A 24,348-nucleotide genomic window follows, 5' to 3' on the forward strand; every position below is an offset into this window, starting at 1 on the left:
GTACCGAATGTTCAAGTGGCCAAGCGGCGCCTGAGCGCCACGACGTGGGCCACCGCACGCCAGGGTTCGAGCCGGACGAAGTTGGCCTGGCCCCAGTCCCAGGTGTCACCGGTGACTTCGTCCTGCGCGATCAGCCGGTCGTGCGGCTCGAACCCGAGGGCATCCATGTCGAAGTAGAGCGTTCCCTCTTGAGCCATGTACGGATCAAGCGTGACAACGGTGACCACGGTGTCGCCGGTGGCCGGGTCCTGTTTGGAGTAGGCCAAGAGGGCGTCGTTGTCGATGTGGTGGAAGTACAGCGTGCGCATCTGCCGCAGCGCCGGGTGGGCACGGCGGATGACGTTCAGCTTGGTCAGCCACGGCTCCAGGGATCGTCCCTCGGCGAGCGCGCCTTCGAAGTCGCGTGGACGTAGCTGGTACTTCTCCGAGTCCAGGTACTCCTCGCTGCCCTCGCGGACCGGAAGGTGCTCGAACAACTCATAGCCCGAATAAACGCCCCAAGTCGGCGACAGCGTCGCCGCCAAGGCCGCCCGCAAAGCGAACATGCCCGGGCCACCGCGTTGCAACGACTCGTGGAGGATGTCCGGGGTGTTGACGAACAGGTTCGGCCTGCCCTCGTCCCAGTGCTGCCACAGGTCGACGCCGAAGTCGATGAGTTCCTGCTTCCCGGTCCGCCAGGTGAAGTAGGTGTAGCTCTGGCTGAAGCCCAGCCGCGCCAGGCCCCACAGCCGCGCCGGGCGGGTGAACGCCTCGGCCAGGAACACGACGTCCGGGTCGACCTCCTTCACCGACTGGATCAGCCAGGCCCAGAAGTCCGGGGGCTTGGTGTGCGGGTTGTCCACGCGGAAGATCCGCACCCCGTGGTCGACCCAGTGCAGGACGACCCGCAACACCTCTTCGTAGATCGCCTTCGGGTCGTTGTCGAAGTTGATCGGGTAGATGTCTTGGTACTTCTTCGGCGGGTTCTCCGCATAGGCGATCGAACCGTCCGGACGAGTGGTGAAGAACTCCGGGTGCTTGAGCACCCAAGGGTGGTCGGGTGCGGCCTGCAGAGCGAGGTCGAGGGCGACCTCCAGGCCGAGGTCGCCGGCGCGGGCGACGAAGGCGTCGAAGTCCTCCAGCGTGCCCAGCTCCGGGTGGACCGCGTCGTGCCCGCCCTCGTCGGCACCGATCGCCCATGGCGAACCGACGTCGTCGGGACCCGCGTCAAGGGTGTTGTTGGGACCCTTGCGGTTCACCCGCCCGATGGGGTGGATCGGCGGCAGGTAGACGACGTCGAAACCCATCCGCGCGACGCGGTCGAGCTCGGCCGCGGCGGTGGTGAAGGTACCGTGCACCGGCCTGCCGTGCTCGTCCATACCTCCGGTGGAGCGCGGGAAGAACTCATACCAGGCGCCATAGGCGGCGCGTTCACGGTCGACCCACAGCTTCATCGCCTTGCCCTTGGTGACCAGCTCACGCACGGGGAACTCGTGCATCAGCTGCCGCACCTCGGGCGAGAGCGCGGGTCCGATCCGCTCGAGCAAGGCGCGTTCGGTGTCCCGCAGCGCTGTCACCGCTCCGGTCAGCAACGCTCGTTCGGCGCGCCGGTCCGGACGACGGGCGAGGCGTTCGAGCAGCCGGGCACCGATCTCGAGGTCGTTGGCCAGTTCGTCGGGCCCCTGACCGGCGGCGACCTTCACCTCGACCGCGTGTGTCCACGTCGCCCACGGATCGCTCCAGGCGTCGACGCGGTAGGTCCACAGGCCCCGGGCGTCGGGCACGATCACGGCCGCGAAGCTGTCAGGGTGGTCGGCGCCGCGAGGAGCCATCCGGGTCTGCCGGGTCAGCCGGTCGCCCGGTCCGCGCCAGGCGACGGTGGCGGCCACGGCGTCGTGCCCCTCCCGCCAGACCGTCGCGGTGACAGGAATGTGTTCTCCCACAACGGCTTTGGCCGGATACCGGCCGCAGCTCACGCAGGGGGAGACGTCATCGATGCCGAGCCGGCCGGTCATGGGCAACGCCCCTCAAGGTGTCGGGGGTGGACGAAGACAGGCACAGCCTGCCCGAGTCGATCAAGGTCCCTGACGCCAGGGTCCTCTTTCGGGATACCCAAATCGAGCGCGGCGAAACTCTTCTGTCACAGGAGATGTTCCCTCGTGGTCACCGGGGCGGGTCGATCTTCCGAGGGGCACGACACCTGCCAGGCGAAACCGTGGTGACGACGGCTACGAGGGCGGTCATCGGCGGCGTGTTCGCGGACGGAACTGGCCGGCGCAGGACATCTTCACCCTGGTCGGGCCGGAAAGCGGGCACCCCGTGACCCCGCGACCGTCGCCATGGCGGGAGCAAAGGACGAGTTCGCCACCGTCCGGGTGGGCAAGGAGGCTTTCACGTCGGCTTCACCCGTGATGAGCCCGTGCCGGCCTTCCTCGCCCTCCCGACTCACCACGCCCCCTGAGCCTCAACCTCAGGAGCTGCCTGTCCTCGGCGCCCTCAGCAACAGCAGCGACCTTGCCGGGAGGGTGATCCTGCTCTTCGCCTCCAGGACGCCGAAGCCGGCCGGAGAGCCGTCCGTCGAACTCGTGTCCAGAGACGCTTTGAACGTCTCTCCGTACTCCCGGCCGGGGAGGATCACCTGCACCGGCTCGGCGCCCGCGTGCAGCCACAGCAGCCACGAATGGTCCGGGACCAGCTCGCCTTCACGGTTGCGGGCCTGGCTGTTCGAGCCGTCGATCCACATGCCCAGGGTGCGACGGTCCTCGAACCAGTCGCTTTCGTCGAACTCCTCGCCATCCGGGCGGAACCAGATGAGGTCCGGTTTGCCCGTCGGCGTGGTGCGGCCTTCGAAGAACTCCGGCTGGCGCAGGGCTGGGCTCGCCGCCCGCAAGCGGATGACCCGCCGGGCGAACGCCAGCATCGCCGTCGCCTCGTCGGCTCCCCCGTCGGGGGTCCAATCGAACCACGACGTCTCGTCGTCCAGGCAGTAGGCGTTGTTGTTGCCATGCTGGGTGCGCCAGAACTCGTCACCCGCCGTGAACATCGGGGTGCCCGTGGACAGCAGCAACGTCGCGAACAGGTTGCGGGCCTGGCGCGTCCGGAGCGCACGGATTTCCTGATCGGCCGTGTCGCCCTCGACGCCGTGGTTCCACGAGCGGTTGTCGTTCGTGCCGTCACGGTTGTCCTCGCCGTTGGCGTCGTTGTGCTTTTCGTTGTAGGACACCAGATCGCGCAGCGTGAAGCCGTCGTGCGCGGTGATGAAGTTGATCGACTGCCACGGACGGCGAAGATTGTGGTCGTAGAGGTCCGACGAACCCGAGAGACGGTAGGCGAGATCTCGCACGCCGGTCGCGCCACGCCAGAAGTCGCGGACGGTGTCGCGGTAGCGGCCGTTCCACTCCGCCCATTGAGCACCGAAGTCGCCGACGCGATAGCCGTCCCCCGTCGCGTCCCACGGCTCGGCGATGAGCTTGCACCGCGAGAGCACCGGATCGGTCGTGATCGCGGTCAGCAGCGTCGAGTCGCGGTCGAACTTCCCCCCGTGCGGCCTGCCGAGCGTGCTGGCCAGGTCAAACCGGAAACCGTCGACGCCCATCTCCTGGGTCCAATATCGCAGTGAGTCGGTCACCAGCCGCACCACGGTCGGCGACGCGGCCTCGAGGGTGTTGCCACAACCGGTGATGTCGGCCAGGTGACCGCGGTCGGTGTGCAGGTAGTAGGCGGGGGCGTCCAGTCCCCGGAAGCTCAGCGTCGGCCCGTCCGGCCCGCCCTCGGCGGTGTGGTTGAACACCACGTCGATGATCACCTCGATACCGGCCGCGTGCAGGGCCGCCACCATCAACCGGAACTCTTCGACCTCGCGGCCGGGCTCGCTGGCGTACGCCGCGTGCGGGGCGAAATATCCCAACGGCGAGTAACCCCAGTAGTTGCGCCGTCCGTTGCGGATCAGCGCCGGCTCGTCCTGGAACCAGTGCACCGGCAAGAGCTCCACCGACGTGACGCCGAGGCGGGTCAGATACTCGATGGCGACCGGGTGGGCCAGCCCGAGGTAGGTGCCACGCAGCGACTCGGGAATGAACGGGTGCTGCTCGGTGAAGCCCTTGACGTGCAACTCGTAGATCACCGCTTCCTCGAACGGCACCTCCGGCTTGGTGCCGGTGTCCGGCCCGCCGGGGGAGGTGACGACCGACAGCGGCACGCTGCCCAAAGAGTCCACTGTGGACATCCGACCGCGATCGGGGTCGCCCGTGAAACCCTGGGCGGCGCGCAGGTCGGTGAGCGCGCCGGTGATGCGCCGCGCGTAGGGGTCCACCAGCAGCTTGTTGGGGTTGCACCGCAGACCGCGGGTCGGCTCATAGGGCCCGTGGACGCGGTAGCCGTAGCGTTGCCCCGGGGTGACGCCGGGGACGAGCCCGTGCCAGACGCCGAAAGTCCGCTCGGTCAGCGCGATCCGCCGTTCGGACCCGTCGGTGTCGATGAGGCAGAGCTCGACGAAGTCGGCGACCGCGGAGGTGATCGCGAACCGGACACCGCCCGCCTCGGCGTGGGCCCCGAGCGGAAACGGGCGGCCGGCGAGGACGTGATCAACGGAAGGTCGTGTGGCCATGGCCCGATGATCGCAGATCCGGACCGCTGTCTTCCGCTCCTGCCAGAGGATGTTTCCTCCGGCAACCGCCGTCAGGGTGTCGTTTCCGCCAGGACGAAGGTCTCTGGCGGCAGCCGGGCCTCGCGACCGTCCACGGTGGCCGTTCCCCAGGCGAGCAGGGTGGCGGTGGCCCCGAGCGGGATCCGCGCCTCGGCCCGGCCGAAGTTGCACGCCAGCCGGAGCCCGCCGCGGTGCAGTACGAGCCACGACCCGTCGGGGGCGGTCTCCACGCGCAGGTCCGCCACCCGAGGATCGGCCAACTCGGGCCGCTCACGGCGCAACCGGATCAGATTCCGGTAAAGCTCCAGCATTTCCCGGTGTCCCTCACGGTCCACTTCGGTCCAGTCCAGCCGCGAGCGCTCCACCGTGGCGGGGTCCATCGGATCGGGCACCTCGGCCTCACCCCAGCCGTGACGAGAGAATTCCCGCCGTCGTCCCGTGCGCACGGCCTCGGCGAGTTCCGGGTCCGGAAAGGAGGCGAAGAACTGCCACGGCGTGCTCGCGGCCCACTCCTCCCCCATGAACAGCATCGGGGTGTAGGGCGAGCAGAACAGCAGCGCCGCGCCACAGGCGAGGCGGCCCGGCGCCACTGTCGCCGAGAGCCGGTCACCGGTCGCGCGGTTGCCGATCTGGTCGTGGTTCTGGAGGTAGCCGAGGAACCGGTGCCCCGGTAGGACCGCGGTGTCGACCGGGCGGCCGTGGGTGCGCTCGCGGAACGACGACCAGGTGCCGGTGTGGAAGAACACCTCGCGCAGCACCCGTTCCAATGCGTCCGGGGCCGCGAAGTCGGCGTAGTAGCCGGAGGTTTCACCGGTGAGCTTGACGTGCAGGGCGTGGTGCAGGTCGTCGGACCACTGGGCGTGCAGGCCGTAGCCCCCGCGCTCCCGCGAGGTCACCAGCTTCGGATCGTTGAGGTCCGATTCAGCGATCAGTGTCAGCGGCCTGCCGAGCACCGCGGACAGCGCGTCGGTCTCGGTGGCGAGCTCTTCGAGCAGGTGGGTGGCCCGCCGATCGGCCAGCGCGTGCACCGCGTCCAGGCGCAGGGCGTCGAGGTGGAAGTCGCGAAACCAGCCCAGCGCGTTGTCGATGACGTACCGGCGGACCTCGTCGGAACCGGGGCCGTCGAGATTGAGCCCCGGCCCCCAGTCGTTCTGCCCGGCGAAGTACGGCCCGAACCGGTCAAGGTAGGCGCCCGAGGGGCCGAGGTGGTTGTAGACGACGTCGAGGACGACGGCCAGCCCGCGGGCGTGGGCGGCGTCGACGAACCGCTTGAGCCCGTCCGGCCCGCCGTAAGGCTCGTGGACCGCGCCCCAGAGCACCCCGTCGTAACCCCAGCCTGCGGTGCCGTCGAAGGAGTTGACCGGCAGCAGCTCGACGTGCGTGACGCCGAGATCGACGAGGTGGTCGAGCCGCTCGATCGCCGCGTCGAAGGTGCCGCCCGCGGTGAAGGTGCCGATGTGCAGCTCGTAGAGCACGCCACCGGGCAGCTGCCGCCCGGTCCAGGCGTCGTCAGCCCAGGCGAACTCGCTGTGGTCATAGACGCGCGACGCCTCGTGCACGCCGTGCGGCTGCCACCGTGACCGCGGGTCCGGCAGCGGCACGTCGTCGTCGTCGAGCAGGAAGGAGTAGGTGACGCCCTCCGCGTCGGCGTGCCACCAGCCGCCGTCACCGGCGGTCATCTCGTGCACCCCGGCGTCGACCCGGACCCGCGCCCGTTGTGCCTCGGGGGCCCACACGCTGAACCTCATGCGTCTCCTCGCACCAGCAACGCGACCGGGTAACGGTCGAACAATTCGGACAGTCGCGGCCGGGTGCCGATCTCACGACCGGTCACCACGTCGGTCCACCTGCCGTCGGCGAGGGGCAGCACGGTGTCGCCCCAGCCACCGCCGGCTTCGAGGCCGACCGGCAGACGGGTCACCGCGACCACCAGATCGGCCGATCGGGTGTAGGCCAGCACGTGCGCCGCGGCGCTGCCCTCAGCCCGTAGCGGCCGGTAACCGGCGAACAGCGCGGGCCTATCGCGGCGCAGGCGCAACGCCTTGTGCGTGACCAGGAGCTTCGCGGCGCCGGATGCGTCGACGGCGGGCTGTTCGCCGTCGGCGATCCGGGCCAGGATGGCGCGACGGGCGCCGTAGTCGACCGGGCGCCGGTTGTCCGGGTCGACCAGCGAGAAATCCCACAGCTCGGTGCCCTGGTACACGTCCGGGACGCCGGGAGCGGTCAGCTGGACCAGCTTCTGCCCGAGCGAGTTCGACCAGCCGGGACCGGTGATGCGGCCGGCGAAGGCTTCGACGTCCGCGGTCAGTTCGGCGTCGCCGAGGACGTCTTCGGGCCAGGCGGCGACGTCGGCCTCGAACTCGTCGTCATGGTCGGTCCAGCTGGTGCGGACCTTGGCCTCCTTCGCCGCCTTGTCCAGATAGTCCCGTAGCCGGTCCGGCTCGATCGGCCAGGTGGCGACCAGGGTCTGCCAGGCCAGCAGATTCAGCGACGGCTCGTCGATCCCGCGCCGCGCACTCCACCGGCGGACCGCGTCGGCGAACTCGCCGGGCACCTCCGCCAGCACGGCCATCCGGGCCCGGGTGTCCTCGGAGCGCTTGGTGTCGTGCGTGGTCAGCGTCGTCATCGCGGCCGGATGCCCGGCCTCGCGCGAGGCCGCGAGCCGGTGGAACTCCTCGACGTCCAGTCCGAAGCGGTCCGGATTGCCGCCGACCTCGTTGAGCGCGGCGAAGCGGGTGTAGCGGTAGAACGTCGTGTCCTCGGTGCCCTTCGCCACGACCATGCCGGAGGTTTGCTGGATCCGGGTGGCCAGCTCGCCGTCCGGCTCGGCGCGCACGCGCGCGTCGAGAGCCTCGAGCGCGGCTTCGAGGTCGGGCCGAGTCCGCCGGGCGGCGGCGATCGCGGCCGCCCAATGCGCCTCGCCTTCGGGCAGATAAGAGCGGTAGACGGGGAAGGCGACCATGGTTTCGGCGACGGCCGCGCGTGCGGCGTCCGCGTCCACGCCGCGCAGCAGCGCAGCGATCCGGCGTACCTCGGCGACCAGGATGCGGTCGGTGACCAGCCGCCGCGCCTCGGTCTCCACGGCGTGGTAGCCGGTTTCGAGGCCGAGTTCGGCCGCGAGCGCGGTGAACGCCGGCTCCGCGGCCGGGTCGAGGAACACCCCGGCGATCTCACGCAGGGCGTCGTAGCCGGTGGTGCCGTCGACCGGCCAGCTCTGCGGCAGCGGCTCCCCCGGGTGCAGGATCTTTTCCGCCACGATCCAGGCCCCCGGGGCGTTCTCCCGCAGCCGCTGGAAGTAGCCGCCCGGATCCGCCAGCCCATCCGGATGGTCGACGCGCAGCCCGGTGACGTCACCGTCGGCGACCCAGCGCAGTACTTCACCGTGTGTTTCGGCGAACACCTTCGGATCCTCGACCCGGACCGCGGCCAGCGTGGTGATGTCGAAGAACCGCCGGTAGGTCAGCTCGGCATTGCCGCGGCGCCAGCCCACCAGCCGGTAGTGCTGTCGCTCGTGTACCTCCCGCGGCGCGGCGCCCCCGGTACCGGGCGCGATCGGGAACCGATGGTCGTAGTAGACGAGTTCGTCGTCCTCGACGACCAGCTCGGCGACCGCGTCGTCGTCGCCGAGCACCGGCAGCAGCAGCGGGCCGCGGTCCCAGTCGACGTCGAAGTACCCGGCGAACTCCGAGTCCCGGCCGTGGCGCAGGACGTCCCACCACCACCGGTTGACCTTCGGCACTTCGACGGACATGTGGTTCGGCACGATATCGACGACCAGCCCGAGACCGCTCCGCTTGAGCACCTCGGCCAGCTCCCGGCGAGCGTCCTCCCCGCCGAGCGCGGGCCGGGCCCTGGTCGTGTCGACGACGTCGTAGCCATGGGTCGAGCCCGGCGCCGCGTCCAGCACCGGCGACGCGTAGAGCGCGCCGATACCGAGGTCCCGGAGATACGCGGCCAGCCCGGCGGCGTCGGCGAAGGTGAACTCCGGGCGCAGCTGGACACGGTAAGTGGACGCGGGCACCGCCATCAGGACTCCATTCGCTGGAGCACGATCAGGGATCGCGCCGGAAGGGTGAACTCGCCGCCACCGAGGATCGGCTCGCGTTCGGCGGGCTCGATTTCGCCCGTGGCGGTGTCGGCGACGACCGTCCACACCCGGCCGTAGCCGTCGCCGGGCAGGGTGGCGTCGATGTCTTCGTAGTGGGCGTTGAAGGCGAGCAGGAAGGATTCGTCCGTGACCTTCATCCCGCGCTGGTCGAGATCCGGGATCGCGTCGCCGTTGAGGAAGACCACGACGGCCTTGCCGAAGCCGTCATCCCAATTCTGCTCGGTCATCTTGGCACCGGCCGGGGTGAACCAGGCGATGTCACCGAGCTTGTCGCCCTTGCCGACCGGACGGCCCTGGAAGAACCGGCGGCGCCGGAACACCGGGTGCTGGGCGCGGAACGCGGTCAGCCCGGCGGTGAAGCGCAGCAGGTCGGCGTTGTCGGCTGCCAGGTCCCAGTCGATCCAGGCCAGTTCCGAGTCCTGGCAGTAGACGTTGTTGTTGCCCTGCTGGGTGCGGCCGAACTCGTCGCCGTGCAGGATCATCGGCACACCTTGGGACAGCAGCATCGTGGCCAGCATGTTCCGCTGCTGGCGCAGCCGGAGTTCCAGCACCTCGGCGTCGTCGGTCTCGCCCTCGACACCGCAGTTCCACGAGCGGTTGTCGTCGGCGCCGTCGCGGCTGTCCTCGCCATTGGCCTCATTGTGCTTTTCGTTGTAAGACACCAGGTCTCGCAACGTGAAGCCGTCGTGTGCGGTGACGAAGTTGATCGAGGCGAAGGGACGGCGGCCGTCGTCCTGGTACAGATCCGACGAACCGGTGATCCGGGACGCGAACTCACCGAGCGTGGCGGGCTCCCCGCGCCAGAAGTCGCGGACGGTGTCCCGGTACTGCCCGTTCCACTCCGTCCACAGTGGGGGGAAGTTGCCGACCTGGTAACCGCCGGGCCCGACATCCCACGGCTCGGCGATCAGCTTGACCTGGCTGACGATCGGGTCCTGCTGCACCAGGTCGAAGAACGCGGACAACCGGTCCACGTCGTAGAACTCGCGCGCCAGCGCGGAGGCGAGGTCGAAGCGGAAGCCGTCGACGTGCATCTCGGTCACCCAGTACCGCAGCGAGTCCATGATCAGCTGCAGCGTGTGCGGGTTGCGCACGTTCAGCGAGTTGCCGGTGCCCGTGTAGTCCATGTAGTACTCGGGCTCCCCCTCGACCAGCCGGTAGTAGGCCTCGTTGTCGATGCCCCGCATCGACAAGGTCGGCCCGAGGTGGTTTCCCTCGGCGGTGTGGTTGTAAACCACGTCGAGGATGACTTCGATCCCGGCCTCGTGCAGGGCCTTGACCATGCTCTTGAACTCCTGGACCTGGCCACCTTCACCGGGCATCGCCGCGTAGGCGTCGTGTGGGGCGAAGTAGCCGATGGTGTTGTAGCCCCAGTAGTTCGTCAAGCCCTTCTGCGCCAGGCCGTGGTCGGTGACGAACTGGTGCACCGGCAGCAACTCCACGGCCGTGACCCCGAGGTCCCGCAGATGATCGACGACCACCGGATGCGCGAGCCCGGCGTAGGTGCCGCGCAACGACTCAGGGACGTCCGGATGCTTGACGGTCATGCCCTTGACGTGTGCCTCGTAGACGACCGTCTCGTTGTACGGGCGATTCGGCGGCCTGTCGTTGCCCCAGTCGAAGAAGGGATTGACCACCAGCGAGTAGGGCACACAGCCCGCGGAGTCGTCGTCATTGCGCTCCTCCGGTTGCTCGAACTTGTAGCTGAACAGCGACTCGTCCCATTTCACGCCGTGCGAGACGGCTTTGGCATACGGGTCGATGAGCAGCTTGTTCGGGTTGCAGCGCAGGCCGCGGGCCGGGTCATACGGGCCGTGCACCCGGTATCCGTAGCGCTGGCCGGGACCGATGTTGAGCAGGTAGCCGTGGTGGACGAACCCGTCCACCTCGTCGAGGCGGTACCTCGTCTCGGTGCCGTCGTCGTCGAACAGGCAGAGTTCGACACGCTCGGCCACCTCGGAAAACACGGCGAAGTTCGTCCCCACTCCGTCATAGGTGGCGCCGAGCGGGTAGGGCGTTCCGGGCCAAGGCCGCACTGAGGTCTCCTCGAGCTGAATTCGTGCCGGGAACGTCCGCGGTGAGCGGACGCTTTATGGGGATCGGGTAACGGAGTCCGTCACCGGGGCAGCGGCCGGGCCGCTCGCAGCGGCGCCACCGCGGCGCGCACGCTCTCCGTGGTGAAGAAACCGTCTACGCTGACGGGAAGGCGAATCCGCCAGTTAGGGTACTGGTCGATCGTGCCGGGCAGGTTCGGCTGACGCACCTGGCCGGTGACGTCGGCGGGCGAGGTCAGCACCAGCCGGCACGCTGCCGATGCCAGCAGGACGTGTAATGCCACGACCGGATCTTCGTCCTCGATCCCTTGCCGGGCAAGGAGTTCACGGAGCGCGGCCCGCTCGGCGGCCGCCGCCTCGTACTCGGCGTCCACGCCGCGGTCCAGCAGGTTGAGCTCGGCGCGGACCCGGACGTGCTCATCGGCCAGCCACCCGGCGACCGTCGGCAGATCATGGGTGGAGATGCTGGCCATCGCCTCCGGGTCCCATTCGGCGGGCGGCACGAACGGCTGTCCAGGCGCGTCGTAGTCGCGCTGGAACCACAGCACGGCCGAGCTGAGCACCCCGCGCTCGTGCATGGTTTCGGTGACGACCTCCTCGACCGTGCCGAGGTCCTCGCCGACGACCACCGCGCCCGCACGCCGCGCCTCCAGCGCGACCACGCCGATCATCGCTTCGGCGTCGTAGGAGACGTAGGTGCCGCGGTGCGCGGGTTCGCCCGGCGGGATCCACCACAGCCGCCACAACCCGGCGACGTGGTCGACGCGGATGCCGTCGCCGTGCCGTAGCACCCCGCGGATGACGTCCCGGAGCGGCGCGTATCCGGCCTCGGCGAGCTTGTCCGGCCGCCACGGCGGCAGGTTCCAGTCCTGGCCCTGCTGGTTGAACGCGTCCGGCGGGGCGCCGACGCGTGCCTCGGCGGCGAAGACCTCCCGCTGTGCCCAGGTATCCGCGCCACCGGGGTGCACCCCGACCGGGAGGTCGTGCACGATGCCGGCGGGCATGCCCGCCTCGCGTGCCGCTCGCCGGGCGGCGCTCAGCTGGACGTGGCAGAGGTGTTGCAGCCAAACGTGGAAGCGGATCCGGTCCGTGAGTTCTTCGCGCGCCCGCGTGACGGCGGGGCCCGCTGGGTCACGCAGTTCTTCCGGCCAGTCGCGCCAGTCCGCGCCGTGTCGCTCGGCCAGCGCACAGAACGTGGCGAAATCGCGCAGGCCCGAGGTGTCGGGCAACTTCTCCACCCGGTGGGGCCACAGCAGTTCCAGCGCGGCCCGCTTGGCCGTCCAGACGGCGTCGTAGTCGATGAGGTCACCGTTGCGGTCCGGGGTCAGCGACAGGACCGCTTCCCGTGTGGCGCGGTCGGCCCGCTCGAACGTCTCGGTGGCGGTGACGCGCAGGTAGATCGGGTTGGCGAAGCGACGGCTGGCCGGAGAGTACGGCGAGCGCTCCACGGGGTGCGCAGGGCTGATCGCCTGGACGGGATTGACCAGCAGCACGCCGGTGCCGAGCTCACGGGCCGAGCGCACGGCGAACTCGGCCAGGTCGGCGTAGTCACCGATCCCCCACGAATCGGCCGAGTGCAGGGCGTAGAGCTGAAGCATCCAGCCCCACGCCGGCGGGGCTTCAGGCAGCTTGGCGGGCACCACCGCCAGCACGACCTCCTGCTCGGCCGTGACGACGCGGTGCCAGCCGAGCGGCAGATCCGACGGCAATTCGTCCTCGACGTGGCGCCGGACACCGTCCTCCAGCACGACCTCGGCGGCCACGCCGAGCGGGTAGGTGGCGCCCTCCCGCACGACGATCGTCGGCGGCAGCGCGGTCGCGGCCCGGGCGGCTTCGACATCGGCGAGGGCCCGCTCGACGTCGGCCTCCCCTGAGGCGTTCACGCCGAACTGGGCGAGAACGGCGACGACGACATCGTCGGCCACCTCGACCCACTCGTGATCGGAATTCTCATAGCGGGTGGCTATGCCGTAGGCGTCGGCGAGCCGGGCAAGGGGGCGGGTTTCGTCTCGGGCCACTCGACAAGCATCACGGTGCGAAGGTGATCGCGCCATCTGTGCGAGCGAAGTCACTCCGAGCACCGCCCGGGTCACCCCGGGTGGGCAGTGTCAAGACTCGGAGATCGGCCTGTGGAAGCCTCGTCGTGAGCCGGTCTCAGGGAACCAAAAGAGGAGGCATCGCGGACTTGTGAAGCCACAGCGAGAAAAAGGCGTCCAGCGACCGACCAGCGAACCGTTCAGCCAGCGCGACGAAAGCCGCGGTCGTCACCAAACCGTGCCGGTTCTCCGTCGCCCAAGCCTTCACCAGCGGGAAGAACACCGCATCGCCGACGGTGCACCGCAAGGCGTGCAACAGAAGGCCGCCGCGTTTGTACACTCGCTCGTCGAACATCCGCGCCACGCCGGGGTCGGCGAGACGCAGGTCCGCGGGCCTCGCCTTCATCCGCAGGTGCCACGCCTTGGCCCACGAGTGCGCGCTCTGCCCGCCGGATTCCTCGGACCAGAGCCATTCCGCGTAGGTCGCGAAGCCCTCGTTCAGCCAGATGTGCCGCCAGTCCGCGACGGTCAGGCTGTTGCCGAACCACTGATGTGCCAGTTCGTGGACGACGAGCCGTTCGTGGGTGCGCCGTCCGTCGACGTGGTTGGCGCCGAAGATCGACATGCCCTGCGCTTCGATGGGGTCGTCGAGATCGTCGTCGGTGACCACGACGACGTACTCGCCGAACGGGTAAGGTCCGAACAGCCGCTGCAGGGCGTCCATGATCTGGCCCTGCCGCCCGAAATCGCGTGAGAACGCCCGGCGCAGCCGCGGCGGCACGGCGGCCCGCTGCGGAACGGAAGCCACCACCTGATCACCGACGAGGCTGATCCGGTACGCGGCGGCCTCGGGATGGGAGAACCAGCCGGGGATGGCGCCCGAGACCAGTTCGATGTCGTCGTACCGTCCGATTTGGACACTCATCAGGTACGTCGGTGTCGGCTCTGGCCGTTCGAAGACCCACCGGGTGGTACTCGCGCGACTGTGCCGCGCCACCAGGTTCCCGGTGACCGCGACGAGGTACGGCGACGACGTCGTCAGCGCGACGCGGTAGGTCGCCTTGTCCGCCGGATGGTCGTTGCACGGGAACCACGACGGCGCACCGACCGGCTGGCTCGCGACGAGCGAGCCGTCGGTCAGTTCGTCCCAGCCGATGTCGCCCCACAGCCCGGAAAGCGGGCGCGGGTTGCCGACGTAGTGGATCTCCGCGACGAACTCGCTCCCGTCGGGCAGCGACTTCGCCGGCTTCACGTTCAGCTTGTGCCCGCGCCGTGTGTACTTGGCGGGCTTCCCGTTGACCAGCACCCGGTTGATCCGGAATTCGCCGAAGTCCAGGGTGAACCGCGACAGCGCTTGGGTCGCCTCGGCGGTGATCACCGCGGCGGCCGAAAGCCGGTTGGGACCGATCTTGTAGTCCAGCTCGAGATCGTAGTGCCGGACGCGGTAACCGCCGTTGCCGTGCAGGGGCAGATAGGAATCGCCGGAGGTGTCCGCGCCGGGTGAGGGTTGCGCGGAGGCCTTCGAAATCACCCGCGAAGACCCCGCTTCCCTACTTCGTCCAGGCTGAGATGGGATTCCCGAGCCACCGCGAGTCGGCGGGAACCGCGTCACCCCGGGTCACCAGAGACCCCGGTCCGACGGTCGTCCGCGCGCCGATGCTCGCGCCGGGCAACACGATACCGTGCGGCCCGAGTGTCGCTCCCTCGTCCAGGTGCACCGGCGACATCGTCATGATCCGGTCGTGGAAAAGGTGCGTCTGCACGACACAGCCGCGGTTGATCGTGGCGCCGTCGCCGAGGCTGACGAGGTCCGATTCGGGCAGCCAGTACGTCTCCAGCCAGACACCCTTGCCGATCTTGACGCCCATGGTGCGCAGCCACGCGGGCAGCAGCGGCGTGCCGCCCAGCGAACCGACCAGCCAGGGCACGGCGAGCGCCTCGACGAAGGTGTCGGCGAGTTCGTTGCGCCAGACGAACGAACTCCACAAGGGGTGATCGACGGCGCTAAACTTGCCCACCAGCAGCCATTTCATCGCGGTGGCGGTCAGCGCGGCGACGGCACCGGCGGCGAGCAGCAGCGGCCCGCCGAGCAGCACGGCGACCAGGAAGCCGAACGACGACGCCAGCGCGAAGATCCCGGCGGCCACCAGCACGGTGAGCGCGACGCCGCACATCACCGGCACGATGCGGCACAGTTCGACCAGTGCGCGGGCCGCCTTCAGTCGCAGCGGCGGAGTGAAGGTACGGCTCGTGTCGGATTCGCCGACCGACCGGCGGACCGGCAGCGGCGGCATCCCGAGGTATGAGGACCCCTTCTTCGCCTTCAACGGGGTCGAAGACAGCACACCGACCAGACCTCGTTTGGGCACGGAACGGCCGGGCGCGGTCATCCCCGAGTTGCCGAGGAACGCCTGCTTGCCGATCCGGGCGGGCGCGACGTGCAGCCAGCCGTGGCCGAGTTCGTAGGTGGCGACCATGGTGTCGTCCGCGAGGAAGGCACCACTGTCCACCTGAGTCATCTTCGGCACCGCGAGGACGGTCGACGCCTCCACGTTGCGGCCGACCTTCGCGCCGAGCAGCCGGAGCCACACCGGCGTGAACAGGCTGGCGTACAAGGGGAACAGCCCCTCACGAGCCATGCCCATCAACCGTTCGGTCGCCCAGACCTGCCACGCGACGCGACCGTGCACCGGGTGGTAACCCTCGACCATGCCGATGCTCAGCGAGCGGACGCCCGCCAGCACGAGCAAGGCGTAGGTCACGAAGTACGCGATGGTCGCGAGCGGAGTGAACAGAAGAGCCTGGCCGAGCGCGGCGCCCAGCGAAGGAGTACCGGCGATCGCGTAGCCGAGCACCGCGACGGCCGGAAGCGCGGCGGCGGCGGGCAGGAGACCCAGTGCGACCGAGGTCGCGCCGTAGACCGACGACCAGAACCGCGAACGCGGCGGGCGGCTCGACGGCCACTTCAACGAGTCCTTGGTGGTCCGCGCCGCCGGGGCGCCTGCCCAGCGCTGCCCGGCGGGGACGACGCCGCGGACGGTCGAACCGGCCGCGATCTCCGCACCCTTGCCGATCCGCGCGCCGGGGAACAGCGTGCTGCGCGAGCCGATCCGCGCGTCCGCGCCGATCCGGATCTTGCCGATGTGCACCAGGTCGCCGTCCACCCAATGTCCGGTCAGATCGACCTCGGGTTCGACGGCGGCACCGCGGCCCAGTTTCAGCATGCCGGTGACCGGCGGCGGCGAGTGCAGGTCGACGTCCTTGGCGATCCGGGCGCCGAGTGCCTTGGCGTACGTCGTCATCCAGGACGCGCCCGCGACGCTGTCCGCGCCGCTGAACTCGGCGAGTTTCTCGGCCGTCCACAGTCGCAAGTGGACCTTGCCGCCACGTGGGTAGCTGCCGGGGCGGACGCCGCGCAGCAACAGCCGCGAGCCGGTGGCCGAGATCGCGATCCGGCCGGCCGGGCTGAACAACACGACCCACGCGACGGCGATCCACGCCCAGTTCAGCGTCGGGGCCCAGCCGAAACCGGCGAGGGAGAGCAAATTCGACAGCGTCGCGGCGATCGTCGTCCAGCGCAGGCCGATCAGCCCCATCAGCGGGATCATCAGCAGGGACTGGATGATCCCCGCCTTGCGTGGGGTCGGCGCGATGTCGCGGCGTTCGGTCTTCTCGCCGCTCAGCGCGTCCAGCAGCGAAGCCAGCGCGCCGAGCTTCGGGTTGGCGTAGATGTCGTTCACCGACACCTGCGGATGCCGGGTGCGGATCCGCGCGATCAGCTGCGCGGCCGTCAGGCTTCCGCCGCCATTGGTGAAGAAGTCGGCCTTCGGGTTGTCGACGGAAACACCGAGGATCTCCGACCAGCCTTCGGCCAGCCAGCTCTCCGTCGGCGACAGGCCGGATTTCGCGGCGTCCACAGTGGACAGCGGCCACGGCAGGGCGTTGCGGTCGACCTTGCCGGACGTCCGCGTCGGCAGGTCGCCGACCAGCGCCAGCAGCGGGACGAGGGCGGCGGGCAGCTGCTCACGCAGCCGCGTCGCGGCCTCGTCGTGGTCGAATTCGGCACCTTCTGCAGGCACGACATAGCCGACGAGGACCTGGTTCCCCGCCTTGGTGCGGCGGATCGCGGCGGCCGCGCCCTGCACCCCGGGCAGCGCCTGGAGCGCGGCGTCGACCTCGCCGAGTTCGATGCGGCGGCCACCGAGTTTGACCTGCTCGTCGAGGCGCCCGAGGAACAGCAGCCCCTCGGCCTCGGCGCGGACCATGTCACCGCTGCGGTACGCGCGGCGCCAGCCCAGCGAGGGCAGCGGCGCGAACTTCTCGGCGTCCTTCTCCGGGTCGAGGTAGCGGGCCAGGCCGACGCCGCCGATGACCAGCTCGCCGGTCTCCCCCATCGCGACCGGCTCGCCCGCCTCGTTGACGACGGCGAGCTGCCAGCCCGCCAGCGGCAGGCCGATCCGGACGGGGCCCTCACCGGTCATCTGCGCGGCGCAGGCGACGACGGTGGCCTCGGTCGGGCCGTAGGTGTTCCAGACTTCGCGGCCTTCGACGGCGACGCGCTCGGCCAGTTCGGGTGGGCAAGCCTCGCCGCCGAAGATCAGCAGGCGGACGTCTTCGAGCGCGTCCGACGGCCACAACGCGGCCAGCGTGGGGACGGTCGAGACGACGGTGATGCCCTGCGCGATCAGCCACGGGCCGAGGTCGACCCCGGTCCGCACCAGCGAACGCGGCGCCGGGACCAGGCAGGCGCCGTGCCCCCAGGCGAGCCACATCTCCTCACACGACGCGTCGAAGGCGACGGACAGGCCGGCGAGCACCCGGTCACCGGGGCCGATCGGCTCTTCGGTCAAGAACAGCCTGGCTTCGGCGTCGACGAACGCAGCGGCGGACGCGTGCGAGACCGCGACGCCCTTCGGCTTACCGGTCGAACCCGAGGTGAAGATGATCCACGCGTCGTCGGTGGGGGAAGGAGTGCCTTCGACCCCGCCGGGCGTGCCGGTGACGGTGATCGCGCCGCCATCGGTGACGACGGCGGCGACGTCGGCCTCGCCGAAGACCAGGTCGGCGCGCTCGTCGGGGTCGTCCGCGTCGACCGGCACATAGGCGGCGCCGACGGACAGGATCGCGAGGATGGCGACGTACAGCTCGGCGGTGCCGGAGGAGATCCGCACGCCGACCCGGTCGCCGACGCCGACGCCGTTGGCGGTCAGCTTGCGGCCGTAGTCGTCGATCTCTTCGACGAGCTTGCGGTAGGACAGCGTGGTCTCGCCGTCGTCGATCGCGCCCGCGTTGGGATGGCGGAGCGCGGTGTCGGCGAGGATGTCGATCAGGGTGCGCTCACCGGCGCCGGGCCCGGACCGGAAGAGGGCGCGGTCGGCGACCGGGGTTTCCGCGTCCTCGGCGGCACCGTCGGCACCGGCGGGCGGACGCGAGTCGGCGGTCAGGGTCATCGGGCGGTCACCACGGGCAGGAAAGAACCATGGGCGCTCAAGCCCATCACACACCTTTCACAAGTGCGTCATTCGGGCTCGCTCTCCGAATGAGGCGCCCGCTAACAGACCTATGACTTTACCGCAGATGGACGACATATCTCGGCAGGGTCTCGGCAGAGTGTCGAAACTCACCGGTGGACACGCCGTAACGCGAGGTCATCGACGTGTCCACCCAGTGAACTATTCACCTACATCATGGGAAAATTCAGCGGTTCTTCGGTTTACCCGCGTTTTTTCCGCTGACCGCTTTTCCGCCGACCTTGGGCCTTTGCTTCTTTTCCCGCACCCGGACATTCACCCGGACGGGGCTGCCTTCGAAGCCGAATCGCTCGCGGAATTTGCGTTCGATGAACCGGCGGTAGCCCGCCTCGAGGAAGCCGGTGGTGAACAGGACCAGCGTCGGCGGCCGGATGCCGGCCTGGGTCGCGAACAGCACCTTCGGCTGCTTGCCACCGCGCACCGGCGGCGGGGTCGCGGCGATGAGGTCGGCGAGCCAGCCGTTCAGCTGACCGGTGGGGACGCGCTGGTCCCAGGACTTCAGCGCGGTCCGCAGCGCGGGCGCGAGCTTGCGCACGGAACGGCCGGTGAGCGCGGAGATGTTGACCTTCTCCGCCCACGGCACCCGCACCAGGCCGCGGTCCAGTTCGCGGACCATCGCGTGGCGGCGGTCCTCGTCGACGAGGTCCCACTTGTTGAACGCGAGCACGCAGGCGCGTCCCGCCTCCACGACCATGGTCAGCACCCGCAGGTCCTGCTCCGAAAGCGGCTCGGCGGCGTCCAGCAGCACGATCGCGACCTCGGCCGCGTCGATCGCGGTCTTGGTTCGCAGCGACGCGTAATACTCCGCGCCGTTCGCGGAGTTGACGCGCTTGCGCAGACCCGCCGTGTCGACGAAACGCCAGGTGTCGCCGTCCAGCTCGACCAGCGAGTCGACGGGGTCGACCGTGGTGCCTGCGACGGAGTCCACGACGGACCGCACTTCGCCGGAAAGCTTGTTCAGCAGGCTGGACTTGCCCACGTTCGGCTTGCCGACCAGCGCGACGCGGCGCGGGCCGGTGGTGGCGCGGTCGCCGTCACGCGGCATCGACGGCAGCGCCTTGACGATCGCGTCGAGCAGGTCGCCGGAGCTACGCCCGTGCAGCGCGCTGACCGGGTACGGCTCGCCGAGGCCGAGCGACCACAGCGACGCGGTGTCGGCGAGCAGGCGGTCGTCGTCGACCTTGTTGGCGGCGAGCAGCACCGGCTTCTTCGAGCGGCGCAGCACCTTGGAAACGGCCTCGTCGGTGGCCGTCGCGCCCACGCTGGCGTCGATGACCAGCAGCACCGCGTCGGCGGTGGCCATCGCCATCTCGGCCTGCGCGGCGACGGCGGCCTGCAGCCCGGTCGCGTCCGGCTCCCAGCCGCCCGTGTCGACCAGCGTGAACCGGCGGCCCGCCCAGAAGGCGTCGTAGGCGACGCGGTCCCGGGTCACACCGGGAACGTCCTGCACGACCGCTTCGCGGCGGCCGAGAATGCGGTTGACCAGGGTTGACTTGCCCACGTTCGGCCTGCCGACCACGGCGAGGACCGGCTGCGCGAGCTGCGCCTCCTCCTCGGCCTCGCCGGCGGCGATCTGCGCGTCCAGCGCGGTGAATTCGGACTCGTCGGACCAGGAGCCGTCGATCTCGCCGACTCCGTCAAGCTCTGTCATTTACTCAATCCTGTCGCGTGTCTTGGAGCCCGTGCTCCAAGCGCCATTCGTCCAGTGCCTTCACGAGGTCCGCGAGCGCGATGCGAAGCCGCTCGGTTCCCTCCTCCAGCCCTGTCCTTCCCTTCCCGATGGCGGGAGTGAAAGGTTCGCCGACCATGATGTCGACGCGTGGCCGCCAACGCCTCTTGGCGCCGGCGGGTTTGTACGTCCCCCGAGTGGCGACCGGTACCACGGTCGCGTTCCCGGCGCGGACCAGGAAGGCCGCGCCGCGCTCGAAGTTTTCGGCGTCACCGAGGCCGCGGGTGCCTTCGGGGAAGATCCCGACCGCACCGCCGTCCTCGAGCACCTTGACCGCCGTCATCAGCGGTTTGCGGTCGACCGCGCCCCGTTTCACCGGGATCTGGCCCAATTTGGGGAAGAACCAGCCGACGAACCCGCGGAACAGTTCCTCCTTGACGAGGAACGCCGTGCGCCGCGACAACATTCCGAACAGCAGCTGCGGTTCCACCATCGAGCTGTGGTTGGCGATGAACACCACCGGCCCCGACGCCGGTACCCGGTCGCCGCCGTGCAGCCGGACCCGGAACGCGGGCCGGACGATGAACTTGGAGATGCCCCTGCCGAAGGTGTGGAGCGGGCCGCTCGCGCCTTCGGGTAGTCCCTTCGCGCTCACCTGGCCGCCTCCGCGGGGCAGTCTTCGAGTAGACCGCGGTGCAGTGCGAGTTCCGCCAGCGCGACGATCACCTGGTCGATGTTCAGCTGGGAGGTGTCGACCTCGACGGCGTCGTCGGCCGCGCGCAGGGGCGACGTCGCCCGCGTGGAGTCGAGGCGGTCACGCCGTTCCACCGCCGCCTTCGCGCCGTCCACAGTGGACTGACGACCGGCGGCGGAGTCCTGCGCGCTGCGGCGTGCGGCGCGGACCTCGGCCGAAGCGGTGAGGAAGACCTTGAGTTCGGCGTCCGGGGCGACGACGGTGCCGATGTCGCGGCCTTCGACGACGATGCCACCGACCCGGCCGAGCACCTCGGCGATGAGGTCACGCTGCCGCGCGACCAGCAGTTCGCGGACCGCGGGAACGGCCGAAACCGGCGACACCGCGGTGGTGACGTCCGTGCCGCGGATTTCGGCGGCGACGTCCTCGCCCGCCAGGGTCACGGTCGTTTCGTCCGGGCTGGTCCCAATGCCGAGTTCGGCTTTTTCCGCGACGGCGAGCACGGCAGGCGCGTCGGCCGGGTCGACCCCGGCGCGCAGCACGGCGAGGGTGACCATGCGGTACATCGCTCCGGTGTCGAGGTAGCCGGCACCGAGTTTCGCCGCGAGCTTCCGCGAGACCGTGGATTTCCCGGTTCCGGACGGGCCGTCCATCGCGACCACACCACGCAGGGCTCCCGCCACCGAAACTCTCCTCTGCCTCTTCGTCGCTCACCTGATCGAGGTCCATTCTGCCTGGTGGCGAACGACACGCCTCAGCCGCCCACGGCGAACCGGTCGACGAGCATGCCGACGCGTTCCGCCCGCGCGGGCGCCGGCAGCCGTCGACTGCGTTCGAGGGTGACCAGGCCGTGCAGGGCGGCCCAGAACGTCTCGGTGTAGAGGGCGGGGTCGTAGGCACCGGCCACCGGCCCCACGGTTTCGAGCAGGGCGCCGAACGCGTCCTTCAACGGCTCAGGACTGTCCGGGCTGGCGAAGCTGAGTTCACTGGCGAGGGTGAAGATCGCGTCGTAAAGCGCGGGATGGCGGTCGGCGAAGTCGAAGTAGTTCTCGGCCAGCCGTCGCAGGGCGCCACGGGAGTCCTCCGCCGCCCCGGCGCCCCGCCGCAGATGCGCGGCCATTTCGGTGCAGCCCTCGAGCGCAGCGGCGGCCATGATCGCCCCCTTCCCGGAGAAGTGGCTGTAGAGGACCGGCTGGCTGTACTCGATCTTCGCGGCCAAACGCCGGGTGGTGACCGCGTCCCAGCCTTCCTCTTCGGCGATCTCGCGGGCGGCGGCGACGATCAACTGTTCGCGCTGCGAGCGGTCCCGCTCGCGCCGGGGATTGGTGACCATACGAAATATCCTAGCACTGCTAGACAAGCTAGCGATGCTAACGCTAGCGTTGACAGCGTTCCTAGCACTGCTAGATCCCGGAGTCGGAGACCATGACCAGAATCAAGATCGCTTACGCCCTGTCCGCCGCCCTCGTGCTCTTCGTCCTCTACTTCGGCAGCGGTTACGTGTTCTTCCCGCAGACCCAGACGGGCGGCTTCGGGCTGCCGGTGATGCCGTCCGAGGGTGACCCGATCCTCGCGGTCAAGGGGGTCCGCGACATCGGCACGGCACTCGTGGTGCTCGCGCTGCTCCTGTTCCGGAACGTCCGCGCGCTGGGCTGGGCGATGCTCGCGCTCGCGTTCATCCCCTTCGGCGACATGCTGATCGTGTTGACCCACAACGGTTCCGTGGCCGCCGCGCTCGGCATCCACGGGGCGACGTGCGCCGTGATGCTCCTGATCTCGGCGCTGTTCCTGATCCGCCCGGCGCAAAGCGGACAGTGAGTTACTGTTGATGACGTGAACGTCGAAGTGACCCCGCTCCCCGGAATAGGTGTCCGCAAGGACTTCGCCACTCGCAACGGCCGCCGCGTCGGCGTGGTGACCCACCGCGATGGGCATGTCGAGCTGATCGTGTCCAAAACGGACGATCCCGACGCCTGCCTGGCCTCACTTCCGCTCACCAACGACGAAGCTGGGGCGCTGGCGAACCTGCTCGGCGCGCCCCAGCTGGTCGCCCAGCTCACCGAGGAGCACCGGGATCTGCCCGGGATCAACACCAAGCAGCTGCCGATCAGAGGGGCGTCGCCGTTCGACGGGCGCACCCTCGGCGACACGGCCATGCGGACGAGGACGGGCGTCTCGGTGGTCGCGGTGATGCGGGCCGGGCAGGTCCACCCCTCCCCCACGCCGGACTTCAACCTCACCGCCGGCGACGTGCTCGTCGCGGTCGGCACGTCCGACGGCCTCGAGTCCGCCGTCAAGATCCTCAGGTACGGCTGATCGCGGATGGATCACACCGCGCTGTCCTTGATCGAACTCGGGGCGGTCTTCTTCGGCCTGGGCGTACTGGGCCGCCTCGCCGGGAAGATCGGGATGTCCCCCATCCCGCTGTATCTGGTCGGAGGCCTGTGTTTCGGGCAGGGCGGGCTGATCCCGCTCGGCGACATCGGCGACTTCACCCACCTCGCCAGCGAGATCGGCGTCGTCCTCCTGCTCTTGCTGCTGGGGCTGGAGTACTCGGCGGCCGAACTGTTCACCGGGCTGAAACGCTCGTGGCTGGCGGGGATCGTCGACATCGTGCTCAACGCCGCGCCGGGCGCGATCGTCGCGCTCATCCTCGGCTGGGGACCGATCGGCGCGATCGTGCTCGCGGGCGTCACCTACATCTCGTCGTCCGGGATCATCGCGAAGGTGCTCGGCGACCTCGGCCGGCTCGGTAACCGGGAAACGCCGGTGGTGCTGTCGATCCTGGTGTTCGAAGACCTGGTGATGGCGCTGTACCTGCCGATCCTCACCGCGGTGCTGGGCGGCGTGAGTTTCCTCGGCGGGATGAAGGCGGTCGGGATCTCGCTACTGGTGATCACCGTCGTCCTGGTGATCGCGCTGAAGTTCGGCCGCTACGTCTCCGCCGCGGTGGACAGCCCCGATCGCGAGGTGTTCCTGCTCAAGGTCCTCGGCGCGGCACTGCTCGTCGCGGGTCTCGCGTCGGCGATGCAGGTGTCGGCCGCGGTCGGCGCGTTCCTGCTCGGCATCGCGATCTCCGGCTCCACCGCGGAGAACGCGACACACATGCTGGAACCGCTGCGGGATCTCTTCGCCGCGGTGTTCTTCGTCGTGTTCGGACTCAACACCAACCCTGCGTCGATCCCGCCGGTGCTCGGCTGGGCGGTCGTGCTGGCGGTGGCGACCACGCTCACGAAGGTGGGCACCGGCTGGTGGGCCGCGCGCAGGCAGGGCATCGGGAAGATGGGGCGGGCCCGTGCCGGAGCCGCGTTGGTCGCGCGGGGGGAGTTCTCGATCGTCATCGCCGGGCTGGCGGTGGCCGCGGGAGCCGTGACCGGAGAACTGGCGGCCCTCGCGACGGCTTACGTACTCCTGATGGCGGTCCTCGGCCCGACGGCGGCGCGGATCGTCGAACCGGTGGCCCGCGCACTGCAGCGGAAGCCGTTCGGGTCGAAGAGTCCGGCTTCACAGACCGGCTGAGGCGCCCCGCGCGTGAGATGAAGGGGCCTTTCATTGCAAATTTTGCGATGAAAGGCCCCTTCATCTCATCCGTCAGCCGCCCTCGAGCACCTGAGCGGCCCTACCTCCGTGAG

15 protein-coding genes are annotated in these 24,348 nt (G+C 69.6%); 3 read left to right on the forward strand and 12 right to left on the reverse strand.

Translation table 11 applies throughout. From position 1 onward, the window contains the following. Positions 1-11 precede the first annotated feature (11 nt). From AVL48_RS35490 to AVL48_RS35545, 12 genes are all read right to left on the reverse strand, one after another. On the reverse strand, positions 12-1,994 hold the full coding sequence (locus AVL48_RS35490; protein ID WP_061985422.1) for a maltotransferase domain-containing protein: 1,983 nt from the start codon (positions 1,992-1,994) through the stop codon (positions 12-14). 455 nt (positions 1,995-2,449) lie between these two features. Continuing rightward, positions 2,450-4,585: a glycogen debranching protein GlgX gene (gene glgX / locus AVL48_RS35495; protein ID WP_061985424.1), complete on the reverse strand. Its 2,136-nt coding sequence runs from the start codon at positions 4,583-4,585 to the stop codon at positions 2,450-2,452. A 71-nt stretch (positions 4,586-4,656) separates the two neighbouring features. After that, complete coding sequence (treZ, locus tag AVL48_RS35500; RefSeq protein ID WP_061985426.1) at positions 4,657-6,372, reverse strand: malto-oligosyltrehalose trehalohydrolase; 1,716 nt, start codon at positions 6,370-6,372, stop codon at positions 4,657-4,659. Then, entirely contained in the window at positions 6,369-8,651 is a 2,283-nt protein-coding gene (treY, locus tag AVL48_RS35505; protein ID WP_061985428.1) for a malto-oligosyltrehalose synthase, read from the reverse strand. The genes treZ and treY overlap by 4 nt, the downstream gene beginning before the upstream one ends. Further along, on the reverse strand, positions 8,651-10,768 hold the full coding sequence (gene glgX / locus AVL48_RS35510; protein ID WP_061985430.1) for a glycogen debranching protein GlgX: 2,118 nt from the start codon (positions 10,766-10,768) through the stop codon (positions 8,651-8,653). The genes treY and glgX (AVL48_RS35510) overlap by 1 nt, the downstream gene beginning before the upstream one ends. 80 nt (positions 10,769-10,848) lie before the next feature. After that, positions 10,849-12,804: a 4-alpha-glucanotransferase gene (malQ, locus tag AVL48_RS35515; RefSeq protein WP_244162327.1), complete on the reverse strand. Its 1,956-nt coding sequence runs from the start codon at positions 12,802-12,804 to the stop codon at positions 10,849-10,851. A 136-nt stretch (positions 12,805-12,940) separates the two neighbouring features. Then, on the reverse strand, positions 12,941-14,353 hold the full coding sequence (locus AVL48_RS35520) for a M1 family metallopeptidase (protein ID WP_061985432.1): 1,413 nt from the start codon (positions 14,351-14,353) through the stop codon (positions 12,941-12,943). Between the two features lie 19 nt (positions 14,354-14,372). Next, entirely contained in the window at positions 14,373-18,272 is a 3,900-nt protein-coding gene (locus tag AVL48_RS35525; protein WP_061985434.1) for a Pls/PosA family non-ribosomal peptide synthetase, read from the reverse strand. 247 nt (positions 18,273-18,519) lie between these two features. Next, complete coding sequence (gene der / locus AVL48_RS35530; RefSeq protein WP_061985436.1) at positions 18,520-20,004, reverse strand: ribosome biogenesis GTPase Der; 1,485 nt, start codon at positions 20,002-20,004, stop codon at positions 18,520-18,522. A gap of 4 nt (positions 20,005-20,008) precedes the next feature. Beyond that, complete coding sequence (locus AVL48_RS35535) at positions 20,009-20,677, reverse strand: lysophospholipid acyltransferase family protein (RefSeq protein ID WP_061985438.1); 669 nt, start codon at positions 20,675-20,677, stop codon at positions 20,009-20,011. Further along, on the reverse strand, positions 20,674-21,378 hold the full coding sequence (cmk, locus tag AVL48_RS35540) for a (d)CMP kinase (RefSeq protein ID WP_061985525.1): 705 nt from the start codon (positions 21,376-21,378) through the stop codon (positions 20,674-20,676). The genes AVL48_RS35535 and cmk overlap by 4 nt, the downstream gene beginning before the upstream one ends. Positions 21,379-21,470: 92 nt before the next feature. Next, positions 21,471-22,049: a TetR/AcrR family transcriptional regulator gene (locus AVL48_RS35545; protein ID WP_061985440.1), complete on the reverse strand. Its 579-nt coding sequence runs from the start codon at positions 22,047-22,049 to the stop codon at positions 21,471-21,473. Positions 22,050-22,141: 92 nt separating this feature from the next. Between AVL48_RS35545 and AVL48_RS35550 the strand changes: the two genes are divergently transcribed. The 3 genes from AVL48_RS35550 to AVL48_RS35560 are packed head-to-tail and all read left to right on the forward strand — an operon-like array spanning position 22,142 to position 24,235. After that, positions 22,142-22,534: a DUF4267 domain-containing protein gene (locus AVL48_RS35550; protein ID WP_061985442.1), complete on the forward strand. Its 393-nt coding sequence runs from the start codon at positions 22,142-22,144 to the stop codon at positions 22,532-22,534. Positions 22,535-22,549: 15 nt separating this feature from the next. Then, positions 22,550-23,032, forward strand: a complete 483-nt coding sequence (locus tag AVL48_RS35555) for a cation:proton antiporter regulatory subunit (RefSeq protein WP_061985444.1) — start codon at positions 22,550-22,552, stop codon at positions 23,030-23,032. Between the two features lie 6 nt (positions 23,033-23,038). Next, positions 23,039-24,235 (forward strand): cation:proton antiporter, encoded by a 1,197-nt coding sequence (locus AVL48_RS35560; RefSeq protein ID WP_061985446.1) that lies wholly within the window; start codon positions 23,039-23,041, stop codon positions 24,233-24,235. Positions 24,236-24,348 lie beyond the last annotated feature (113 nt).

The sequence above is a fragment of the Amycolatopsis regifaucium genome (genome assembly GCF_001613935.1).
Classification (GTDB): Bacteria; Actinomycetota; Actinomycetes; order Mycobacteriales; family Pseudonocardiaceae; genus Amycolatopsis; species Amycolatopsis regifaucium.